At 54.0% G+C, this 19,501-nt stretch carries 19 protein-coding genes; 7 read left to right on the top strand and 12 right to left on the bottom strand.

Translation table 11 applies throughout. From position 1 onward, the window contains the following. Positions 1 to 215: 215 nt before the first annotated feature. Positions 216 to 1,664, top strand: coding sequence for a 30S ribosomal protein S1 (locus KIH39_RS17215; RefSeq protein ID WP_213494456.1), 1,449 nt, complete (start codon positions 216 to 218; stop codon positions 1,662 to 1,664). A 59-nt stretch (positions 1,665 to 1,723) separates the two neighbouring features. Here KIH39_RS17215 and KIH39_RS17210 read toward each other — a convergent pair whose 3' ends face one another. The 5 genes from KIH39_RS17210 to KIH39_RS17190 form a co-directional block, all read right to left on the bottom strand. Further along, complete coding sequence (locus KIH39_RS17210; protein WP_213494455.1) at positions 1,724 to 2,605, bottom strand: GGDEF domain-containing protein; 882 nt, start codon at positions 2,603 to 2,605, stop codon at positions 1,724 to 1,726. A gap of 169 nt (positions 2,606 to 2,774) precedes the next feature. Next, entirely contained in the window at positions 2,775 to 3,305 is a 531-nt protein-coding gene (locus KIH39_RS17205) for an NADH-quinone oxidoreductase subunit C (protein WP_213494454.1), read from the bottom strand. A 2-nt stretch (positions 3,306 to 3,307) separates the two neighbouring features. Continuing rightward, positions 3,308 to 3,922 carry an NADH-quinone oxidoreductase subunit B gene (locus tag KIH39_RS17200; RefSeq protein WP_213494453.1) on the bottom strand — a complete coding sequence of 205 codons (615 nt, stop codon included), beginning with the start codon at positions 3,920 to 3,922 and terminating at the stop codon, positions 3,308 to 3,310. A 14-nt stretch (positions 3,923 to 3,936) separates the two neighbouring features. Next, positions 3,937 to 4,470: an NADH-quinone oxidoreductase subunit A gene (locus KIH39_RS17195; protein WP_213494452.1), complete on the bottom strand. Its 534-nt coding sequence runs from the start codon at positions 4,468 to 4,470 to the stop codon at positions 3,937 to 3,939. After that, entirely contained in the window at positions 4,467 to 5,033 is a 567-nt protein-coding gene (locus KIH39_RS17190) for a NuoI/complex I 23 kDa subunit family protein (protein ID WP_213494451.1), read from the bottom strand. Before KIH39_RS17190 ends, KIH39_RS17195 begins: the two co-directional genes overlap by 4 nt. Before the next feature lie 141 nt (positions 5,034 to 5,174). Here KIH39_RS17190 and KIH39_RS17185 point away from each other — a divergent pair, with 141 nt between their 5' ends. Beyond that, positions 5,175 to 6,824 carry an amidohydrolase gene (locus tag KIH39_RS17185; protein ID WP_213494450.1) on the top strand — a complete coding sequence of 550 codons (1,650 nt, stop codon included), beginning with the start codon at positions 5,175 to 5,177 and terminating at the stop codon, positions 6,822 to 6,824. Positions 6,825 to 6,867: 43 nt separating this feature from the next. On the opposite strand, the gene KIH39_RS17180 is transcribed toward KIH39_RS17185, so the two are convergent. Both KIH39_RS17180 and KIH39_RS17175 read right to left on the bottom strand, forming a co-directional pair. Beyond that, positions 6,868 to 7,692, bottom strand: coding sequence for a sugar phosphate isomerase/epimerase family protein (locus tag KIH39_RS17180; protein WP_213494449.1), 825 nt, complete (start codon positions 7,690 to 7,692; stop codon positions 6,868 to 6,870). Positions 7,693 to 7,735: 43 nt separating this feature from the next. Then, positions 7,736 to 8,065, bottom strand: a complete 330-nt coding sequence (locus KIH39_RS17175) for an ATP-dependent Clp protease adaptor ClpS (protein WP_213494448.1) — start codon at positions 8,063 to 8,065, stop codon at positions 7,736 to 7,738. 308 nt (positions 8,066 to 8,373) lie between these two features. On the opposite strand from KIH39_RS17175, the gene KIH39_RS17170 reads away from it, so the two are divergent. Next, positions 8,374 to 12,972: a beta strand repeat-containing protein gene (locus KIH39_RS17170; RefSeq protein ID WP_213494447.1), complete on the top strand. Its 4,599-nt coding sequence runs from the start codon at positions 8,374 to 8,376 to the stop codon at positions 12,970 to 12,972. Between the two features lie 35 nt (positions 12,973 to 13,007). On the opposite strand, the gene KIH39_RS17165 is transcribed toward KIH39_RS17170, so the two are convergent. Continuing rightward, entirely contained in the window at positions 13,008 to 13,700 is a 693-nt protein-coding gene (locus tag KIH39_RS17165) for a metallophosphoesterase family protein (protein ID WP_213494446.1), read from the bottom strand. A gap of 82 nt (positions 13,701 to 13,782) precedes the next feature. Between KIH39_RS17165 and KIH39_RS17160 the strand changes: the two genes are divergently transcribed. The 4 genes from KIH39_RS17160 to KIH39_RS17145 all read left to right on the top strand — a co-directional run bounded on the left by KIH39_RS17160 (position 13,783) and on the right by KIH39_RS17145 (position 16,798). After that, the gene (locus KIH39_RS17160) at positions 13,783 to 14,193 is read left to right on the top strand and encodes a YkgJ family cysteine cluster protein (RefSeq protein WP_213494445.1); all 411 of its coding nucleotides are present in this window, start codon (positions 13,783 to 13,785) and stop codon (positions 14,191 to 14,193) included. A gap of 119 nt (positions 14,194 to 14,312) precedes the next feature. Then, positions 14,313 to 14,828 (top strand): HYExAFE family protein, encoded by a 516-nt coding sequence (locus KIH39_RS17155; RefSeq protein ID WP_213494444.1) that lies wholly within the window; start codon positions 14,313 to 14,315, stop codon positions 14,826 to 14,828. Positions 14,829 to 14,872: 44 nt separating this feature from the next. Beyond that, positions 14,873 to 15,634, top strand: coding sequence for a sugar phosphate isomerase/epimerase family protein (locus KIH39_RS17150; protein ID WP_246539325.1), 762 nt, complete (start codon positions 14,873 to 14,875; stop codon positions 15,632 to 15,634). Positions 15,635 to 15,760: 126 nt separating this feature from the next. Further along, entirely contained in the window at positions 15,761 to 16,798 is a 1,038-nt protein-coding gene (locus tag KIH39_RS17145) for a hypothetical protein (protein ID WP_213494442.1), read from the top strand. A 158-nt stretch (positions 16,799 to 16,956) separates the two neighbouring features. On the opposite strand, the gene KIH39_RS17140 is transcribed toward KIH39_RS17145, so the two are convergent. The 4 genes from KIH39_RS17140 to KIH39_RS17125 all read right to left on the bottom strand — a co-directional run bounded on the left by KIH39_RS17140 (position 16,957) and on the right by KIH39_RS17125 (position 19,480). Further along, positions 16,957 to 17,211, bottom strand: coding sequence for a type B 50S ribosomal protein L31 (locus tag KIH39_RS17140; RefSeq protein WP_213494441.1), 255 nt, complete (start codon positions 17,209 to 17,211; stop codon positions 16,957 to 16,959). Between the two features lies 1 nt (position 17,212). Continuing rightward, positions 17,213 to 17,380: a 50S ribosomal protein L33 gene (gene rpmG, locus KIH39_RS17135; RefSeq protein ID WP_213494440.1), complete on the bottom strand. Its 168-nt coding sequence runs from the start codon at positions 17,378 to 17,380 to the stop codon at positions 17,213 to 17,215. Between the two features lie 199 nt (positions 17,381 to 17,579). Continuing rightward, positions 17,580 to 18,548, bottom strand: a complete 969-nt coding sequence (locus KIH39_RS17130; protein ID WP_213494439.1) for a diacylglycerol kinase catalytic domain-containing protein — start codon at positions 18,546 to 18,548, stop codon at positions 17,580 to 17,582. 11 nt (positions 18,549 to 18,559) lie between these two features. Beyond that, the gene (locus tag KIH39_RS17125) at positions 18,560 to 19,480 is read right to left on the bottom strand and encodes an SPFH domain-containing protein (RefSeq protein WP_213494438.1); all 921 of its coding nucleotides are present in this window, start codon (positions 19,478 to 19,480) and stop codon (positions 18,560 to 18,562) included. Between the last annotated feature and the right edge of the window lie 21 nt (positions 19,481 to 19,501).

The following is a 19,501-nucleotide window of genomic DNA, read 5'->3' as shown; positions in this document are numbered from 1 at the left end:
CAGACCAGGATTCGAGCGGATAAGTCAGGATTTTTTATGCGTTGTTTAATTTAACCCAAATGAACCAGTCCTCCAACAGTTTTTCGAACTTTGGAAAAGTGCAAGGAGTCCAACATCAAAAAATGTTCCGATTAACGGCTTCTGATGCGGGGTTAGCGCTGACATTCGCTAGAGCCTGCATAGAATTACCAGCCGCCCAATTCAGGAATTGATCGATGAATCCTAACGAAACTCCTTTGAACACCGATACTCCGGCAACCCCTCCGGAGGCTGTCGCGGCTACTCCCGCCAAGCCGACGGACGCCCCGGGTAAAGGGCCCCGCGATGAGCGCCGAGGGCCCGATAAGGGCAAAAATCGGGCACCCAAGCCGCCTAAAACGCTCACTATGCGAATGGAAGAGCCTTATTCCGCGATCCCGAAACTGTATGAACTCGACAAAGAAATCGAGGATGAACTCAAATCGGTGATGAGCGGCTTCTCGGCCGAAAAAGAACTGGGAACGGTCGACGAGAAGGCCGTCAAAGCGGCACCCGCCGGCGATGGCAAGAAACGGGGAACGGTTCTGAGCATTCGGGGTCAGGATGTTTTCGTGGAAGTTCCGGGTGGGCGAGCCCAGGGCATTATCTCCATCCTCCAGTTCGGCGATAATCCGCCGAAAGTGGGTGATGTGGTGGAAATCGCCATTGAAGGGTTTGATGGCGCCAACGGACTCTTGAAGCTTGCTAAGCCCGGCGCCGCCCAGGTCATTCAGGATTGGTCAGGCCTGCAAATTGGCAAAATCGTCGAAGCTCGTGTGACCGCCAGCAACCGAGGCGGTTTGAGCGTTGAAGTTAATGGCATCCGGGGCTTCTTGCCCGTCAGCCAGATCGACGCATTTCACGTGGCCAATCCCGAAAGTTTTATCAACCAGCGTATCACTTGCATGATTGCCGAAGTGAATCCGGCCGAGCGAAATCTGGTCGTCAGCCGACGGATGCTGCTGGAAGCCGAGCGGAAACGATTGCAGGAACAATTTTGGATTGAAATTGAAGAAGGCCAGATCAAAGAAGGCATGGTCAAAGGCATCAAGCCCTTCGGAGCTTTCGTCGATCTAGGCGGCGCCGATGGCCTGATTCCCATGGGGGAACTCTCCTGGGGTCGCGTGGAAAATGCGGAGTCGGTATTGCAACCGGGCCAGAAGGTCCAAGTCAAGGTGATGAAGGTGGATCGGGAGGCTCGCAAGATCGGATTGAGCCTCCGTCAGTTGACTTCGAATCCCTTCGACAAAATTTCGGAAACCGTTCGCATCGGTAGTCGGGTGATTGGTAAGGTGACCCGTATCGCGGAATATGGTGCATTCGTCGAACTAGCTCCCGGTATCGAAGGCTTGATTCACGTATCAGAACTGGGCAATAATCGCGTTCGCCGGGTGCGAGATGTGGTGACCGAAGGCCAGGAAGTGGAAGTTCAGGTCGTGAACATGGACCGCGAGACATCCCGCATCGGCTTGTCTTTGAAGGCGATTGCCGATGCCGCGTCTCGTTCCGAGCAGGAAGCGGCGGTGGCCGATGCCAAGGCTCATGCCGAGGCGCAGAAGAATCGCGTTCGACCGGCCAACCTCAAGGGGGGACTGAGCGATAGCGGTAAGGAATTGTTGGAGAAACTGGCTCAGAAGTACAAATAGCCAGAGGAAATTCTAATTCCCCTGCGATGACCATTTCTGGATCATTGCAGGGGACTTTTTTAACCGATCACGCGATTTCGACCGTCCCGTTTCGCTTTATAGAGATTTGCATCGGCCCGTTTCAGTATCTCCCGGGCGGTATCCGTGCCATCCAACAGGCATTCGGAGATTCCAATACTAACCGTTAAATTGATTTTCTTATCTTCGAATTTGAAGGGCTGTTCGGCGATCATCTGCCGGAGTCGGTCGGCGGCTTCATAAGCCTGCTTCATTTTCGTCTCGACCAGAACTAAAACAAATTCTTCTCCCCCATAGCGGGCAAACAGATCTTCCCGGCGGATCAGTCTTTTAATGCGATGGGACAATTCTCGAAGGCAGAAATCCCCGCCGAGATGGCCGGCATCTTCGTTGACCTGTCGGAAGAGATCGATATCGATCATTGCCACGCAGAGCGGCCGTTTATGCCGGTTGGAGCGCATCACTTCACGATCGAGAAAATCACTCAGGTAGCGGACGTTGTGCGTCTGGGTCAGGGCGTCGATAATCGTCAGTCTGTAGATCTCTTCGTGGTATTCCGATTCGATGTTGCCACCGACCAGGAAGCGGTAAATGCAGTTGCCAACTCGAAGATAATCGCCGTCGTGAAGGATATGGCTTTCTGTCAGTTGTTTGTCGTTAATAAATGTGCCGTTAGTGCTTTGCAGATCCAGGACGTAGAAAACTTCACCGACAGGTTCAATCCGGGCATGCCGTCGGGAGACGGAGCTTTCCTGAATGGAAATATCGCAGTCTTCGCCTCGACCGATGATCAGCGGTTTATCACGGAGCACATACCTGCGACCCATGGCCGGCCCCGTCGGATAGATATGCACGAGGCAAGCATCCGCCAGCGTCGAATGAGGCAATTTGTTCGATAATGTCGTTTCGAACGTTCGATCCATAGCCACAATTTATTACCTCTGAAACACTCGTAACTAAATCGTATCTCAAGAGGTCCATCCCGGAGTGAAAAAATGGATGGGGAAATCGAAACTTCGCCAACTTTGGGGTGGGAAAATAACGAGGGCGAATCGATTTATTGCGAAAAATGAACTAAGTTTAAGCAGAGGATTAACGACAGCGAATTCCCTGATACTCCAGAGGGAACTCATAGTCCTTGCGGAGCGGGTGGCCTTCCCAGTCGTCGCTGAGGAGCAAGCGGCGGAGATCGGGATGTCCGATGAATTGCACGCCGAGCAGATCGTAGACTTCTCGTTCCTGCCAATCGGCCGTTTTCCAGAGGTGCGCCAGAGTTGGCAACTCCGGGAGCAGCCCGGGCTTATTGTCTTTCCAGCGGGGCAAAACGACTTTCACACACAATCGATGCAGCTTCGAAAAACTGCTGAGATGATAGAGCACTTCCAGATGGGGTTCAAAACCGGCCTTGGCCAATTTCTTCGCATCGGTTTCCAACCAGTCGGTCCCGGTGATGTCATTCAACATTTCGAATTTCAATTGCGGTTCGTACCGCAAAAACTGCATCAGGCGAACTAACTGCTCTGGCTGGACCTGCACGAACGGATCCAGAACGTCCGACTGAGCCTGAAGCAGGGAATCGCCAAAGAGGCTTTGCAGGAGTGCCAGGATTTCGCTGCCGTTCATAATTAAGCCTTGGTGGGTTTCGCTTTTTCTTTGTTGGCCGTCAGAAAAGCCAGAGCTTTTTCCGGCGTGTTCAATTCATCGGGCAACAGTACATGGCCGGTTCGCTTGGGCACCAACTGTCTGGGCAGTTCGCCTTTAGTGATCGGCTTCATCGCGGCAATCTTATCCTGAACGCGCATCAGCCCTTCCAGAAGTGCTTCGGGTCGGGGAGGGCAACCTGGCACATAAACGTCGACGGGCACGACCAAATCGACTCCTTTCACCACGTTATAGCCATATTTGTAATACGGGCCGCCGCCACAGGTGCAGGCCCCCATGGCAATGACGAACTTGGGATCGGGCATCTGGTTATAAAGACGTCGGACGCGGCTGGCCATCTTGTGATTCACGGTACCCGCGACGATCATCAGATCGGCCTGACGGGGGGTAGCGCGAAACGCCCCCGCTCCGAAGCGATCCATGTCATATCGGGAAGCCCCGGCGGCCATCATCTCGATGGCGCAGCAGGCGAGACCGAAGGTCATGGGCCAGAGACTGCCGGCCCGTGCCCAGTTCATGGCATGGTCCAGCGTGGTGGTAATCAGCGTATCTTCGAAGCGTCCTTCAAGTATGCCCATAATTTTGGCTTTCTTCAAACGGACAGTCGGGCGACTGGCTGGTCGTTCGGGTGCAAAGGAAATTTCTCCTGGGCGGCGGTCGATCGCACCCAATCGAGATCGCCGCGCTTCCAGAGATAGGCAAACCCAATTAAGAGGATTGCAAAAAACACGGCTAATTCCGCGAAGGCGAACCAGGCGACCCGATGCGCTACTGCTGGATCGGGCGCGGTTGTCGCCATCGGCTCGAGCGTTCGAACCAATTCCAGCCGAGCTTCGGTGGTCAGGTTCTCGTTTTGCAGCCGATTGCTGGTCCCGAACACAACGGCCCAGGGAAAAAAGAAGGCCATTTCCACATCAAAAATCACGAAGAGCAGGGCCACAACATAGAAGCGTAAATCGAATTGCACCCATGCGGAACCAATGGCTTCTTCACCGCACTCGTAAATCTCCCCCTTGGCCACGCTCGGTTTATTCGGCCGTACCAATTTCCCCACCATCATATTGGCGAAGAGAAAACCACAGCCGATCAGCAAAAAGATCAGAATGAATAAAACCAGCGTGGTCATGCGGGGTTCCCCGGCGCGGGTGCGGGAGCTTCTTCTTTTTTCGGCGCGGGCGGCGGAGTCCAAACTGGCAGCGCAATTTTCTTCGACTCCAGAATGACCGTCGGGTTCAGCGTATCCTGCCCCCAGGCGATATCCAACGGTAGTTTGGCATAATCGACTATGCAACTATCGCGGGTGTAGCAACTGATGTCGTAGTTCGACCCCATGAAGATGCATTCGACGGGACAGGGATCGACGCACAAAGCGCAGAACATGCACTTGGTGTAATCGATCTTGAAACCGTTGACGACGAAGCCTTTACCCTGCGTATTTTTTGCTTTGTCGATGTAGATGCAATCGACCGGGCAGGCCTTGGCGCACTTTTCACAGCCGATGCAGGTGGTGAGATCGAAGCGGTGAAAGCCTCGATAGCGGGGCCGAATCGGAACCGGTTTTTCCGGGTATTCGAAATGTTGAGTGAAGGCTTGCCTACGAAATGTCTGGACCATCGTCTCCAGCGTCACGTACATGCCGCTGGAGATCGTTTTGATGGCTTTATTGACGTTGCCAAGCCAGGTTCGCATGGGAGAGTCCTTCGTCTCGGAAAGGACAGTATATAGCGCTCCCGGCACGATTTGGAATAGATTATTCGCAATGTCCGGTGACTCTCATACGCGATCAAAACTGCGCATGCGAAAACCACCGGGATTTCGGAGACTTTCGAGATGCTTGCATTTGCCATTTCATTCCTGCTTTACGGTCTGGAACCGATCGTTCCCGCCGAAACAGTCCTTCTTAACGGGAAAATTGCCACACCTTGGCAGGATGCACAGGCGCTGGCCATCTGGAAAGATCGCATCTTGGCGGTGGGTACCAACGAGGAGATCAAATCTCTGGTGGGTTCGAAAACGCAAGTGATCGATCTGCAAGGAAAACGAGTGGTGCCGGGCTTCTACGATTCACACACGCACTTCATGGGTGGTGGTCGACTTCTTAATCAGATTTACCTGAAGGATTGTCCCGATGAGGCCTCGGTCGGCAAACTCTTGAAACACTTCGACCAGAAATTGCCGCGTGACCGCTGGCTTCTGGGAGGCAACTGGGACCACGATCGGGCATTCCAAGGTAAGCTGCCCACGGCGGCGTTTTTCGATCAATTCGTGAAAGATCGCCCCCTGTTTCTCAGTCGCTACGACGGCCACATGGCTGTTGTAAATACTGCGACTTTGAAGTTGGCGGGGATTACCGCCGCTACGAAAGATCCTACCGGCGGAGTGATCGAACGGGACGCGCAGGGAAATCCGACGGGGATACTTAAGGATAATGCCATGGGACTGGTCGAGCATCTGATTCCACAGATGAGTGATGAGGAGATCTTGGAATCGGTGAAATCGGCCCTGGAAGAAGCCCGGAAATTTGGTGTCACCAGCGTGCAGGATATGGATGGAAGCGATGCCAGGACCCGCCAGAAACTCCTGCGGATTTACCAGCAACTCGCGAAGAAGGGCGAGTTGACCTGCCGGGTGGATATGCGCTGGCCGATTGCCGCCCAGGAGGAAATTTCGCGGATCGGTGTGCAGGCTGAGTTTGGTAATGACTACATTCGGATCGGGGGAGTGAAAGGTTTCATGGATGGCTCGCTGGGCAGCAGTACGGCCAAGATGTTCGATCCCTACGTTATCAATCCGAACACGACCGGCGTCTTTGTCACGCCCCGCGATACGATGCAAAAATTGATTCGAAGCGCGGCTCAGGCGAAACTGTCGGTAGCCGTGCATGCCATTGGCGATCAGGCGAATGCAGAACTTCTGTCGATGTACGAGCAGGTCACACGCGAAGGCGGCTATCCCGATGCCCGTTTTCGAATCGAGCATGCTCAGCATTTGCGGGCCGAGGATATTCGGCGATTCGGAAAATCGGGAATTGTCGCCTCGATGCAGCCGTACCACTGTTCGGATGATGGCCGTTGGGCCGAAGGGCGGATAGGTGCCAAACGATGTCAAACGACTTATGCATTCAAAACGCTACTGGAGACCGGAGCGGTATTAGCTTTTGGGAGCGACTGGCCAGTGGCACCGCTCGATCCGATTACCGGTATCGATTCCGCCGTCAATCGGCGGACGCTGGATGGCAAGTATCCCGATGGCTGGATTCCCGAACAGAAAATAGGGGCCCGCGCTGCTCTGGATGCCTACACTCGCGGTTCGGCTTTCGCAGCTCATCAGGAAAAGAGCAAAGGGAGTATCGAACCAGGTAAGCTGGCCGACCTGATCGTACTTTCCAAGGATATCCTCGATCCTAAGGAAGCTAGTACTATCGGTGAAACGCGAGTATTGAAAACGATTGTGGGTGGCAAAGTGGTATTTCAGAAGTAAGGCCGAGTAGGAAGCCCGTAATAACGGGCCTCTGAGGAGGCATTTAGAGGCTATCCTTAATGAACTTCACCCCATGGGCGATATCCTCAAAACGCTGTTGTTGATTCCCGACTTCCCGCTCTATAAACAACGACCCCTGATAGCCTACCTTTTGGAGAGTCTGCAGGAAGAGTTTGATGTTCACCTGACCCTTACCCAGGGGAACTTCTTCGCCCCAAGTTCCTTTCACCGTCGGTCGATTGGCATCTTTCACATGTACCGTTCGGATATCGGGAGCCAGTAATTCGACAGCGCGAATCGGATCGTCCTTATCGTAAAGCAGCATGTTGGCGGGATCGAAATTCACTTTCAGGTTCGGACACTGGAGTTCATCCAGCGTAGCCCGTAACAAGGTCGAAGTCTCCTGGCCAGTCTCGAAGGCGAGTGTCAAACCCCGCTCGGCGGCTATCTGGCTGGCCTGACCAAGTGTCTCCAGGAACGATTTCCGAGCAGGATCGCCCATTTCGGGAATAAAACCCGCATGAAGCATCAGATCGGTCAGACCAAGCTCGCAGGTCCTCTGACAGGCCCATTTTAATCTTTCGAGTCGTTCCGGCCGATCTTTCGGATCACCGAATCCGCCCGTTTGCTGAATGTGCTGAGGCGTGGTGTAGTCTTCGCCGGGAAAGCCGAGCATGGCACCGCCCATCTTAAAACCGGCTTTAAGGGCCGCGGCGGGCATAGTCTCTCCTTCATCCCAGGCGGCGTGATGGGGATCGCCGCAGGCGATTTGAACCAGTTCGATTCCCAGTCTATCCAGGAATCCTTTGAGTTCGGGAATGGAATGAACTTGAAGCGACCAGCTGCAAACACCAATCTTGAGTGCCATCGGAATGCCTTCAGGGAAGGAATAAAAACCTGTTCAGAAAGAACTAGGCCGCGGGCTCAATCCGGCTACCCAGCGAGCCAAGATTTTTTCCAGTGACGGGATGCTTTTCGTGAAAGGTTTGAATTTGTTCCAGCTTTAACTCGGCCACTTCCTTGGCGCCCGTCCAGACGATGGCCTGGCCCTTTTCATGGGCTTCCAGCATGAGGGAATAGGCTTTAGGCTGGTCGTATTTAAAGACTTCGCGCAGAACGAAGATGACGAAATCCATCGTATGATCGTCGTCGTTTTCGAGAATGACGTGGTAGGGCGGCAACAGCTTGACGGCTGTTTCTTCTTTCGATTCCGTTATGGGCAATGCAAATGCATAGATCATAGTCCGGATCTCCGGAGATCAGCAGAACCGTCCTGCATAGTACAACCATTCTAACCGGACCCCCTGAGAACGGAAGAAAAAAATGAAATCGTTAAAATGGAGGGTTTGAACCAACTTTCTGACTTATGCCTCGTCTGTCAGTTAGGAAGAATAATATCAAGGTAGCAAAGTTGGCTGATCCTCACTTTTAGGAAGTGATTTGCACCGATAGAATAGTTTGCACATATTTCGCCTATTGGCTAGATTCCCCATAGTAAGCCAGGGTTCAAGGCTGAATCCAACCTTATTTTCACAAGAAGAGACGTGTCATGGCTCTTTCGCGCTGGATGAAAACGCTTTTTGTTGCCAGTAAAACTCCCTCGGCCGTTGCCTCCGATCGACGCCGGACGCACAAACTTCGTCGAATGATGGAGCCGATGGAAGATCGCTGTCCGCCGGCTTCCTGGACTTGGACGGGGATTACAACTGGTTCCCAGAACTGGAGCGACGCGACCCAGTGGAGCCCCAACACCGTGCCGGCGAATACCACAAGCACGGCCCTGACATTTTTAAATTACACTCAAAGTGGCTATAACGCCGTCAACGATATTGCGGCTTCCTTTGCGGTCAATACTCTGACGTTTAACGGTCGATATGGGTACATGCAATCCACATCGGGCGAGGCGATCACCGGCGCTCAGATCAGTGGCGATTCGGTCGGTCTAAATGTTTCGAGCGGCGTCAATCCCACGATTACACAGAGTGGCGGCGGAGTGGCAGCTTATGCCGCTTCCGACATCGACATTAACGCGCCCCTGACAATCACCGGAGATGGAAACGGAAGTCTTCTCATTGAAGGGACGACCAGCCTGTCAGGAAACAGCCCTTCGATCACGATAAACCGCGGTGGGAATGGTTTCACGCTCCTCGACGATCCCACGGGCAATCCGACGATCAATCTCAATGCCGGTAACCTGGTATTCGGAAGCAATTCCAATGCAAACCTGGTTGTCAACGGCGGCACACTCAGTTACGGTCTCACGACTACACCCACCGATACTACCAGTAATCTCTCTTTGAATTCCACGTTGAATGTATCGGGTTCGACCAGCAACATTCAGGATGGCGTGGTCACGGGACAGGGCGGCCTTTCGATCTATCCGCTTCTGCCCATCACCTACACACTGCGAAACTCCGACAACTACGCGGGAGCAACCACGGCAGGTTCTTCCTATTTATCAAAAACGGGCGCCACGATCATTCTCGGAACTAACGGAACGGTCGTTGGACAAATCACGGGCAGTTCTGGTTTGATCGCCGCACGCGGCGGAACAATCGAAGTCAACAACTTGAATCTTCCTTCAACAAACACCAGCCCCAACCGCATTGGCGACTCCATTCCGCTGACTCTCTACAGCGGCGGTACCTTCGAGTACACCGGGTATAACAATACCGCTTCCAACGGGGCCACGAGTTCGGCTTTCCAGTCCACGGAAACGATTGGCACGCTGAATGCTTCGGGTAACCCGACGATCATTCTGAACCATTTGGATAAAGAAACCACGGATGTGAACACCAACGCCATCACATTCGCCGACTACAATGTCGCGGCGGGAACAAACATCCTTTTCCAGGCTAATAACCTCGGAAATCTCGGAGCTTCGAACAACAATTACGACACCATTAATTTCACAAATACAGCGAATATTTCCAGCGGTCTGATCGGCGGCAACGGAGCATTAGGAACGAGCTACATCAGCATTCTGCCCAGTGCATACGGCAACGAATACACGACAAATAATACGACCGGAAATACGCTGGTCACCTATACGACTGCCAACGGGATTCGCCCCTTGCAGTTTACCGAATACGCCAGCACTTTTTCGGGAACGACCCAGAATAACATTCGGGAAATCGTTCCGACTACGGTCGGCGGAAGCACTTTGGGATCGATCAATGCCCTGGTTCTCGATGCTTCCAGCAGCACGAATTATGGGCAACTAACTGGCGCGGGTCGGTTGAATATCGCCAGCGGTGTGATTCTCGCGTCGGGCGCCAACCCCAATTCGGACCCCACGAGCTCCGCTCGAAATCGTATTGATATTTCCCAATTGGACTTCGCGACTCGTCCAGGTTACTTCATCGTTCCGACGGCTCTGACGGTCACCAGCCCGATCACCGGTTTCAACGGTTACACGGTATCAGGCGGCGGAACGCTGACTTTGTCCGGCAACAATAACGCCCTTTCGGGAACCATCTACCTGGCGGGCGGTAATCTCTCGCTCGCTTCGCTGGCCACCAGTCTGGGTGGCAGCGGAGCCGTGGTGTTGAATGGCGGAACGCTGCAATACACCGGCACGGGTGAAACCTTCTCGCGCGGCTTTAACGTCTCGACGGGAGATGGTTTCATTAACGTCGGTTCCAGCTCGGCCGATTTGAATGTGACCGGAGCCATCAGCGGTTCTGGAAATCTCTACAACACCGGTTCCGGCATCCTGGAAATAAACGGTAACAGTGCGATTTCCAATGCCTTCACAGGCAATTATGTGAACAATGCAGGTGCCACGCTGCAGTTCGATAACGAAGGTTCAATCGGCTCCGCAAACTCCCTCATCCTGCAAAACGGCAGTACGCTGAATTTGCCGAACTCGATGTCAATTGACACGCCGATCAACCTGCTGGCGAACGGAACTCTCAACGGCACGCCGAACCCCTTCGGTTCGGCAACCATCAACACCGGCGGGAATATCGTCGTCAATAAATCGATTGGCTACATCGGCGACATTTACAGCCAGTACGGGATCAACAAGACTGGGTCGGGCACTCTGACGTTAAATAACGAACAGAAATTCCCAGGTGTGTTGGATGTCCAGCAAGGGACCGTCTATGTCAACGGGCAACTCGATGCGATCAATGCAGCTGGCAATGGCGTCGTCGTCGAGAACGGCGCTTCGCTCGGGGGAACGGGTAACATCATCCGGGACGTCACGGTCAACGCCGGTGGTAACTTGACGCCGGGTGTTTCGACGGGTGTTCTGAACACCGGATCGGTGACTTTCGCCAACTCGACCTCGACCTACTCGGTGGATATCGCCGGTACCACGGTGGGAACGAACTACTCGCAACTCGATGTCACGGGCGGCATCAACCTCAACGGGGCGACTCTGAGCCCGACTTTTGGCTACACTCCCGCTCCAGGTGATACCTTCACGATTATCAAGAATCTCAGCAATAACCCGATCGTCGGCACCTTCAATAACCTTCCGGAAGGCTCCACGTTCAAGACCGCTCAGGGCACGTTCCGTATCAGCTACCAGGGCGGTAGTGGTCACGACGTCACTCTGACTACTTTGGACACCGTGGCTCCCAAACTGCTGTCGATCAATCGCAATAATCCGACCAACAGTATCACCAACGCAAGTTCGGTTACTTATACGGTGGTCTTCTCCAAGCCGGTGGTCGGCGTCTCCGCCGGTAACTTCAGTATCACGGGCACGGCCTCGTCGAGTGCCACCTTCGGAACCATCGTATCCTACGATGGTGGAACGACCTGGACGGTTCCCATCGTCGGCCTCGGTTCGGTGAACGGCACCATTCAGCTGAATCTGTTCAGTGCGTCTGGGATCGCCGATCATTCGGGCAACGCTCTTTCTTCCGGCTTCGTCGCCGGCCCGGTCTACACGATTGATCACGTGCAACCCTCCGTGACAATTACCGCAGCCTCCGGCCAAGCCAATCCGACGTCCTCGACCCCCATCAAATTCGATGTGAATTTCAGCAAAAATGTGACCGGCTTCAGCGCGTCTGGAATTACGGTCACCGGAACGGCGGGTGCTGGCAACGTCACCATCACGGGCAGTGGTTCCAGCTACGTCGTATCGATCAACCACGTGACTCGAAACGGCGTCGTTACGATCGCCGTGCCGGCGGGTGCGGTGACCGACTCTGCAGGCAACAGTAATATCTCTTCCGCCCCCTCCAGCATCACCTACGATCAGACCGCTTTGTTCGCACTGGGTGCCGGGCCGGGCAACGGCCCAGACGTCCGGGTTTACAGCGCCAGCTCGGGACAACTGCTTTACAATTTCTTTGCCTATAACTCGAATTTCCGGGGTGGTGTGAGCGTCGCCACGGCGGACTTCAACGGAGACAGCGTTAAGGATATCGTCACGGGTGCAGGCCCCGGAGCCGATCCGCATGTGGACGTCTTTAATGGCGTCAATGGCCAGGAACTGCCCGGTTACAGCTTCGATGCGTTCTCTCCCGCTTACCTGGGTGGGATTACTGTCGCGGCCGGGGACATCAATGGCGATGGAATTCCCGATATCGTGGTTGGAACCATGGCCGGAACGGCCCCGCACATCGAAGTGTTCGATGGTGCAACTTTGAAGCTCATCAATAGCTTCTACGCTTACTCAACCTCCTATCTGGGTGGTGTGAATGTGGCAGTGGCCGACATCAATGGCGATGGTTACGGGGATGTGATCGTTTCGACTGCGAGCGGCAATAGCCCGCACGTGGAAGTCTTCGCTGGTGGGCCGAATGGTCTGAATCTCAATCCGATTGAAAGTTTCATTGCTTCCGGAGTCATCGGCGCCAACGGGATCTCGGTTTCGGCTGGCATCACTCAGGCAGGAAACACTAAGGCCACCCTCGTCATTGGCGATCTGACGAACGGTCAGGTGGCCGTTTACAGCGGAACTTCTCTGGTGACATCCTTCGCAGGTTTCGAACCAGGTGTCACCAATGTGGGAGCTCGCGTGCTGGCTCTGGATACCACGGGCACGGGAATCGCGAGTGAGATCGCGGTGGCCAGCGGACCAACCGCCGTGCCTCGGATCCGACTGTATTCTTCGACTAACTATCAGATCCTGAATGCCTTCAACGTCTACGATCCTCAGTTCCTGGGGGGCGTGAACGTCGGTTAATCGCAGAAATTAAAACAAAGAATTTTTGTATTGGCTCAGTCTTCCCTTACCCGGGGGATTGAGCCAATTCGCGTTTCCCCCAGTTCATTAGCCTGCCAGTACTGTCCGCTGTCCACGTCCAGACAGGTTAACCAGCCATCGCCGTAGGCCCAGGTATCGATGCAGATCGCTCCCGGCAGAACCAGCGGATTCCCTTTTTTCTGTGCGGTATGACCGCAGATCATCGTTTTACCCGAGTAGTGCGGCTCGTATTTGCGAGGATTCAAGGATTCCCAGCAGAGAATCAACTCCGGCTGTTCGGGCATATCGACCCGCGGCAGTAGATTCGCGTGAACGAAAATATGCGTCAGAGTTTCGAAATAATGCTGACAGTTCGTTTCCATGAAGCCCCAGTGTGAACTGGGAACATCTGCCAGGGAGACATGCTTGCCTGCCTGCCGGTAGGACTCGAGAGCCTCCGATCCTCCATGAGTCAGCCATTGCCGGGCTTCGGCTTTCCCTTCCAGCGCTGTGAGCATCAGCAATTCGTGATTGCCCAATAAACTGACCATTTTGCGTTGTTTGTGCAGGGCAATGAGGCGATCGAGCACTCCCTTGGTATCGGGGCCGCGATCGACGTGATCCCCGAGGGTTATGATCAGATCCTCTGTCGCCGGCTTAACGAAATTCAGTAAATGATCCAGGGCCGAAAGACACCCATGAATATCGCCAATGGCGAGTGTTCGCATACTACCATCCCGCTCGGACTGGATCGGCCCACCTGTTCCGAATTCTATTCTGCACCGATCAGCAAGATGTATCATAGCTCAAATGGAAACACCTTGGTACACGAACGGCTTGCGATTCTCCTGTACCCGTTGCGGTAACTGCTGCACGGGTGAGGCGGGCTTCGTCTGGGTGGATGAAAATGAAATTCAGGCTATTGCGGATCGGCTGAAGGTCAGCGTGGAAGAAGTCATTGGAATTTACACGAAGATTCTTTACGAAAAACGTTCGCTCAAGGAGAAGTTAAACGGCGACTGCGTTTTTTTCGAAAAAGAAAAAGGCTGCACGATTTACGACATAAGACCCCGCCAGTGCCGAACCTGGCCCTTCTGGGAGAGTACCACTCGTACGGAAGAGGCCTGGCAACGGACGCAAAGAAATTGCCCCGGGGCCGGGCAGGGGGAATTGATCCCGATTGAGGAGATTACCCGGCGCATCCGAGTGATAAAAATTTAGGCCCTTCAGTCGTTGCATCTTCTCCAGGAAAGAGCCTCCAAATCGTCGATTTTTCTGACATAATGAAAGTTGATATCGTCTGTTCGACCTGACGTAAAGACTTAGACCCACAGCCCCTTATGATTCGTTCCAATCATTATGAGACGGCCTTCGAGCAGTTTCTGCGTTTTAAGAATCTCGGATACGTCGCCATCGACGAAAGTCGACGTGCGACATTGGATGACGAACCCGTGAAAAGCCTGGATTTCATCGTCTACGGCTCGAAGGAACGTCGACTGCTGGTAGATGTCAAAGGGCGTAAATTTCCCGGCGGGACGGCCTCGAAACCCAAGAAGTCCTGGGAGTCCTGGTCCACCTTGGAGGATATCAACGGCCTGCGCCGCTGGGAAGAACGTTTCGGAGAAGGATACCGCGGAATTCTGGTGTTCGTGTATCATATACAGGAAGAAGTCGATCTGCCGATCGGTACGACCGACTTGCTGTACTGGAGGGATAGCCGTTATTTGGTGCGCGGCATCGCGGGGCAGGACTATCGGAGGTCCATGCGGGTGCGTAGCACCAAGTGGGGAACCGTCGATCTGCCGCGCGAGGAATTCCGAACACTGGTAAAACCCTTCAGCGATTTTCTCGATTGAAATCGCATCACTGCGAACAGGATGCTATGAAGCTTGGAATCTGTTTGGAATCACTGAATTTTTCCCTGCGCCAGGGACTTCCCCAAATTTCCCGATTGGGAGTCGCCGGGGTACAGGTCGATGCTTATGGAGAACTGGCTCCCGCCAAACTCACGTCCACAGCCAAGCGGGAAATCGGCAATCTGCTCCGTTCGAATAACCTCCAGCTCACGGCACTGAACTGCCCTTTGCGTCGAGGCATCGACGTCGCGGCTGATCAACAACCCCGCCTGGAATATATCCGCCAGGTGATGGATCTGTCGTTCGAACTGGGACCGCGAATCGTTCTCGTGCAATGCCCTCGGCTTCCCAGTGGACCGGATTCGCCGCAAAATCCGTTGCTTAATGAAGCGCTTCGGGATCTGGCGGCTTATGGAGACAAAACGGGCGTTCGAGTGGCTTTGGAAGCTGGCTTCGACCCAGCAGATAAGGTCGTCGAATTTTTGAACCGGTTCGACTACGGCAGTCTGGGAATTAATTTCGATCCGGGAAACTTCCTACTGCATGGCCACAATCCGGCTCAAAGCATTCTTCCGCTGCAACACCGGCTCGTCCATTTCCAGGCTCGCGACGTGCAGATCCACACGGTGAGCCAGGCGGCCGACGAAGTGCCCTTGGGACATGGCAATGTGGAATGGATGGGAATTATCGGCGCTCTGAGTGCCATCGAGTACAAGGGATTTTTGACGATCAAACGGCAGCCGGGCCGCGCTTCTTTAGCCGAAATGCAAAATTCCGTCAGCTTTCTGCGTAAATTCGTACTTTAGCTCGCGAACTTCGCCCAGTTTCAAATTGCAATTGACACAACCTCCCGACAGCGATTATCTCCTCGCGTTCAGTGCTACGCGCCTGGTGGGGGCTAATCGCGCGCGGCCACACGACGGGGGAATCACATGATCAGAGTTAAATCTTGGGGTCTAGGAGTAGCTTTGGGACTGACTGGCCTGGCCACGGGCTGCGCTCATACCACTCAACAGCCTTCCACACCACCCGTTATGACACTGAATAAACAGCCAGCGACTGGCACCGTGCAGACCGCGGCCAACGCCCCTGCTGGCGGTGCGACCCTGCAGCAGACCGGCGGCGTCTCGTCGCCTGCTTATCGAAACTTGCAGGTGGCGAACTCTTCGCCTTACACGGGCGGAGCTCAACTGCAATCGCTGCCAAATCCAAACACGGCCGTGGTCAGTTCGAGCCCTGTGACCAATCCGAATGCGTACGGTCTGAATCCTAATCAACCCCAGCAATCCATCGCTTACGCGCCGAATGGGGCTGGGGTACCGCAGCAATCGGTTCAGCAGGCGCAATATCCTCAGCAGGCCCCCATCCGTCAGACTCCCGTGACTCAGCCTCCTCTGCCGGGTTCCGGTAACGGCATTGCCATGATGCCTCCCGCCACGCCATTAGAGCCGACCAATGTGCCGCCGACGGGCGTGCCGAGTTTGCCGCCTTCGCCGTCGAATCGCTCGGCTGTTTCATCCACTCCGATCATGGCGACCGCGGGGACCTCCGGACCTCAATTAACGAACTCGGATGCGAATCTGGAAAGAATGCGCATGCAAGCGCCCGCATTGCCGGTTAAACCTGATCTGCCCATTTTGAACGGGGGCGGATCGAGCGTTCCTGCTTTGAATCCAACTCCCGCGATGAATGTGCCAAAGCTGCCGGAGTCGGGTCCGGAATTGAAGCTGCCGTCCAACAGCAGTTCGACGTTGCCCGATCTTGATCCCGCCGTGACGCAGCCGCGAACGGGATCCGCGATCACCAGCACGCCGGACGTGGTCCTGGTTCGGCCTGTAAATGCCACGGCGCCTGCATCTCCCGCACCGACACTGCCATCGCCGTCAACGCCCTCGGGCTCGAATGCGACGAAGTTCTCGGAATTGCCTCCCACGCCGTTGTTCCCGGTGCCGGAATCTTTGCAGCGATAATTTTTGGAAGTAGCCTGGTATCGCACTTCTTTGCGAAATACCTGGCTCGAGCTTATCAAATTGCGGATGGGAAATGGGACAGAGCCTGGAGAATCCGAGATCATCTCGGAATTCTCCAGGCTCTGCTGGACTATAAATCGCAGGGCAATTTACAGTGATTAGCTCTTCTTGTAGTTGCCGAACTTCTTCTTGAAGCGTTCGATCTGACCGGCCGAATCCAGCAGTTTCATCTTGCCGGTGAAGAAGGGATGGCTGGCGCTGGAAATATCGACGCGGACGAGCGGATATTCCTTGCCATCTTCCCACTTGATCATCTGGTTGGTTTTGACGCAGGATCGGGTGAGGAACTTGAAATCGGCCGCCTGGTCGAGAAATACCACATCGCGATATTCGGGGTGAATGCCCTTTTTCATGTTACTTCCCTTCCTTATATTTTACGTGCTTGCGGATCGTGGGATCGTATTTCCGCAGTTCCAAGCGTTCCTTGGTGTTGTTTCGGTTCTTCTGCACGAAGTAGCAATGGTCGCTTTCGCTGCTGACCAGCTTGATATAGGATCGTGCGTCTTTGCTCTTCTTGGCCATGCGGGCCCCCTCCGGAACTTCCGGTTCATATAATTGCTGAACATTTAAATTTAGAGCGCCCGGTCCTGCCCGGAAAGGGACGGTCTGGAAAAAAAGAAAAAGCTGCCAAAATTGCTGCCGAAATAATGGCCCGGGCTCTAAATGAAATTTATTTTAATTATTCACTCCAGCCGCCTAATTTGCTCTCTTCGATCGCCAGTCAGCTGGGATTTTGTTTCTCTGCTACAACCAATTTCACACGATTTGGCGCCAAACCTATACGCGCAGTTGTGCCGCTGTTGAACTCCAGAAAATCGGATTCGATTCCATCGCTGAAGATCACCCCGTTCTGCGGCATGTGCGATTGCAGGATCAATTCGCTCCCGCGCGGGATCATTCCATAAATGAGATCCGCCTGGGACGTGTTGCTGATGAAAGGTTCCCGAACACAAAAGACGAGGTGGTCAGAATCCGCAGGGAATTGATAATTTTTTTGCTGCTCCCGGATTTTGGGATTGTGCGCTCGAGCGGACATCAGAGCGGCTGCTCCGGTGATCAACGATCGAAACCAACCTGTGGAACCGGCCCCGGTAGAGACAATCAGGCCGCTCGAGGATTGATCTTCAAACTTGTCCGCTAATTGAATGCGATAGCGGGCCGATGTGTGAGACTTGGGTCCGATGAAAATGTCGTTGACACCAAGAAGCGTCTGGCCGTTGTTCAAGGTGGCTTGCGCCATACTAATCCGTTTCGATTTGAAGATCCCATAGATGGCTCGGGGGAAAATATGCGCAGCCGCCTCCACTCGAAACGGCAAGAGTACTCCATCGATTCTGCTGGGATCGGGATTAAAACCGAGTACGGGCTGGCTCTGGAGATACTTGGCGGTGTTGACGACCAGACCATCGCGCCCGAGCACTGCCACCATATCCCGTTCGCTAAACAGAAACTGGGGAAGAAACGAGCGGTCAATTATCTGATGTCGCACTCCTTGGGGAAGATACTGTTTGAGCTGGAGCAAAGAATTGTGGTAGATATCATGCGCGAAACGATATTCGTCGAAGGAGCCGCCCATATGCTCGATGTAAAACCGAGCCTGTCTCTCGGTGTTGTAGCGTTCGATAAGTTCTTCGAGAGCGGTCTTTTGCGTGACCACCACTATCTTTTCGAAGCGAGGTCCGGCCCCCATGCCTTATCCCCTTAGCCGTTATGAGCAGAGTCCGCTTTATCGTTCAAAAGACTCGCCAACATTTCCGAGGTGATCGTCAGATTTCCGACTTTTCCAGCGTTACTGCCGAGTTCTTTGAGAGCGTAGGCCAGGACTTTCTTGGCGTCGAGTTCCCGGAAAATGGCCAGTTGCATCTCGGCTGCCTTCGCTTGATATTGCGCTTCCTGCAGCAGCGCCTGGCCGCGGTTCTCCGCCTCCTGCTTGGCGTTTGCCCCTTGCAGCAAAATCAAATCCTTCCGCTGCTCTTCGATGGTGCGGTCGGAAGCTAGTTCCTTCTCCTTGATCTTTCGTTCTTCATCGACCGCGGCCGCCCGGCGGGCGTAAGTTGCCTCGTCGGCTTTGCGAAGCAGGGTCTCCCGATAGTCCGCTTCTAGAGCTTTTGCCACTTCCGGGCTGGGCCGGGCGGATAAGAAATAGACGCTTTGCAATTCGAGGCCGAGCGGTTCGAGTTCCTTGGAATTGCGTAGTCTTTGCAGCACCTCGGCGGCGATGGTTTGCGAGTCCCGCAGAGTTTCTTCCAAAGTTCGTTTCTGGATCTCTTTGCGGGTTTCTATCTGAACCACGTTACTGACACGGCCGGCCAGTTTCTCCGGATCGTTCGTGAGGTAGTTCTTCTTCTCGGGGTGAATGGCAAAATTCAAAAGTGTTGCGGCCTGCTTCGGATTGACGATGCGATAAGTCAATTGCCCCTGAATCATCACTTCCTGGAAGTTATTGGTGACTTCATTAAACACGAAATTGGAATCTTGGCTATTCGTTGGAACCGCGACGATCTGCGTGTCATACCGCAGGTAGAAGAAGGAGAGACCATTTCCTTCGCCTACGACCCGACCTGCCTTGTATCGGAAAATGTAATCGGTCGCCTGCCCTTTAAAGTAACCAATGTTGAACATGGCGGTATCCCCGGAAGTCTT

Source organism: Telmatocola sphagniphila (assembly GCF_018398935.1).
Taxonomy (GTDB): Bacteria; Planctomycetota; Planctomycetia; order Gemmatales; family Gemmataceae; genus Telmatocola; species Telmatocola sphagniphila.
The sequence above is the reverse complement of the archived record's forward strand: the minus strand, read 5'-3'. Positions and strand labels throughout refer to the sequence as shown.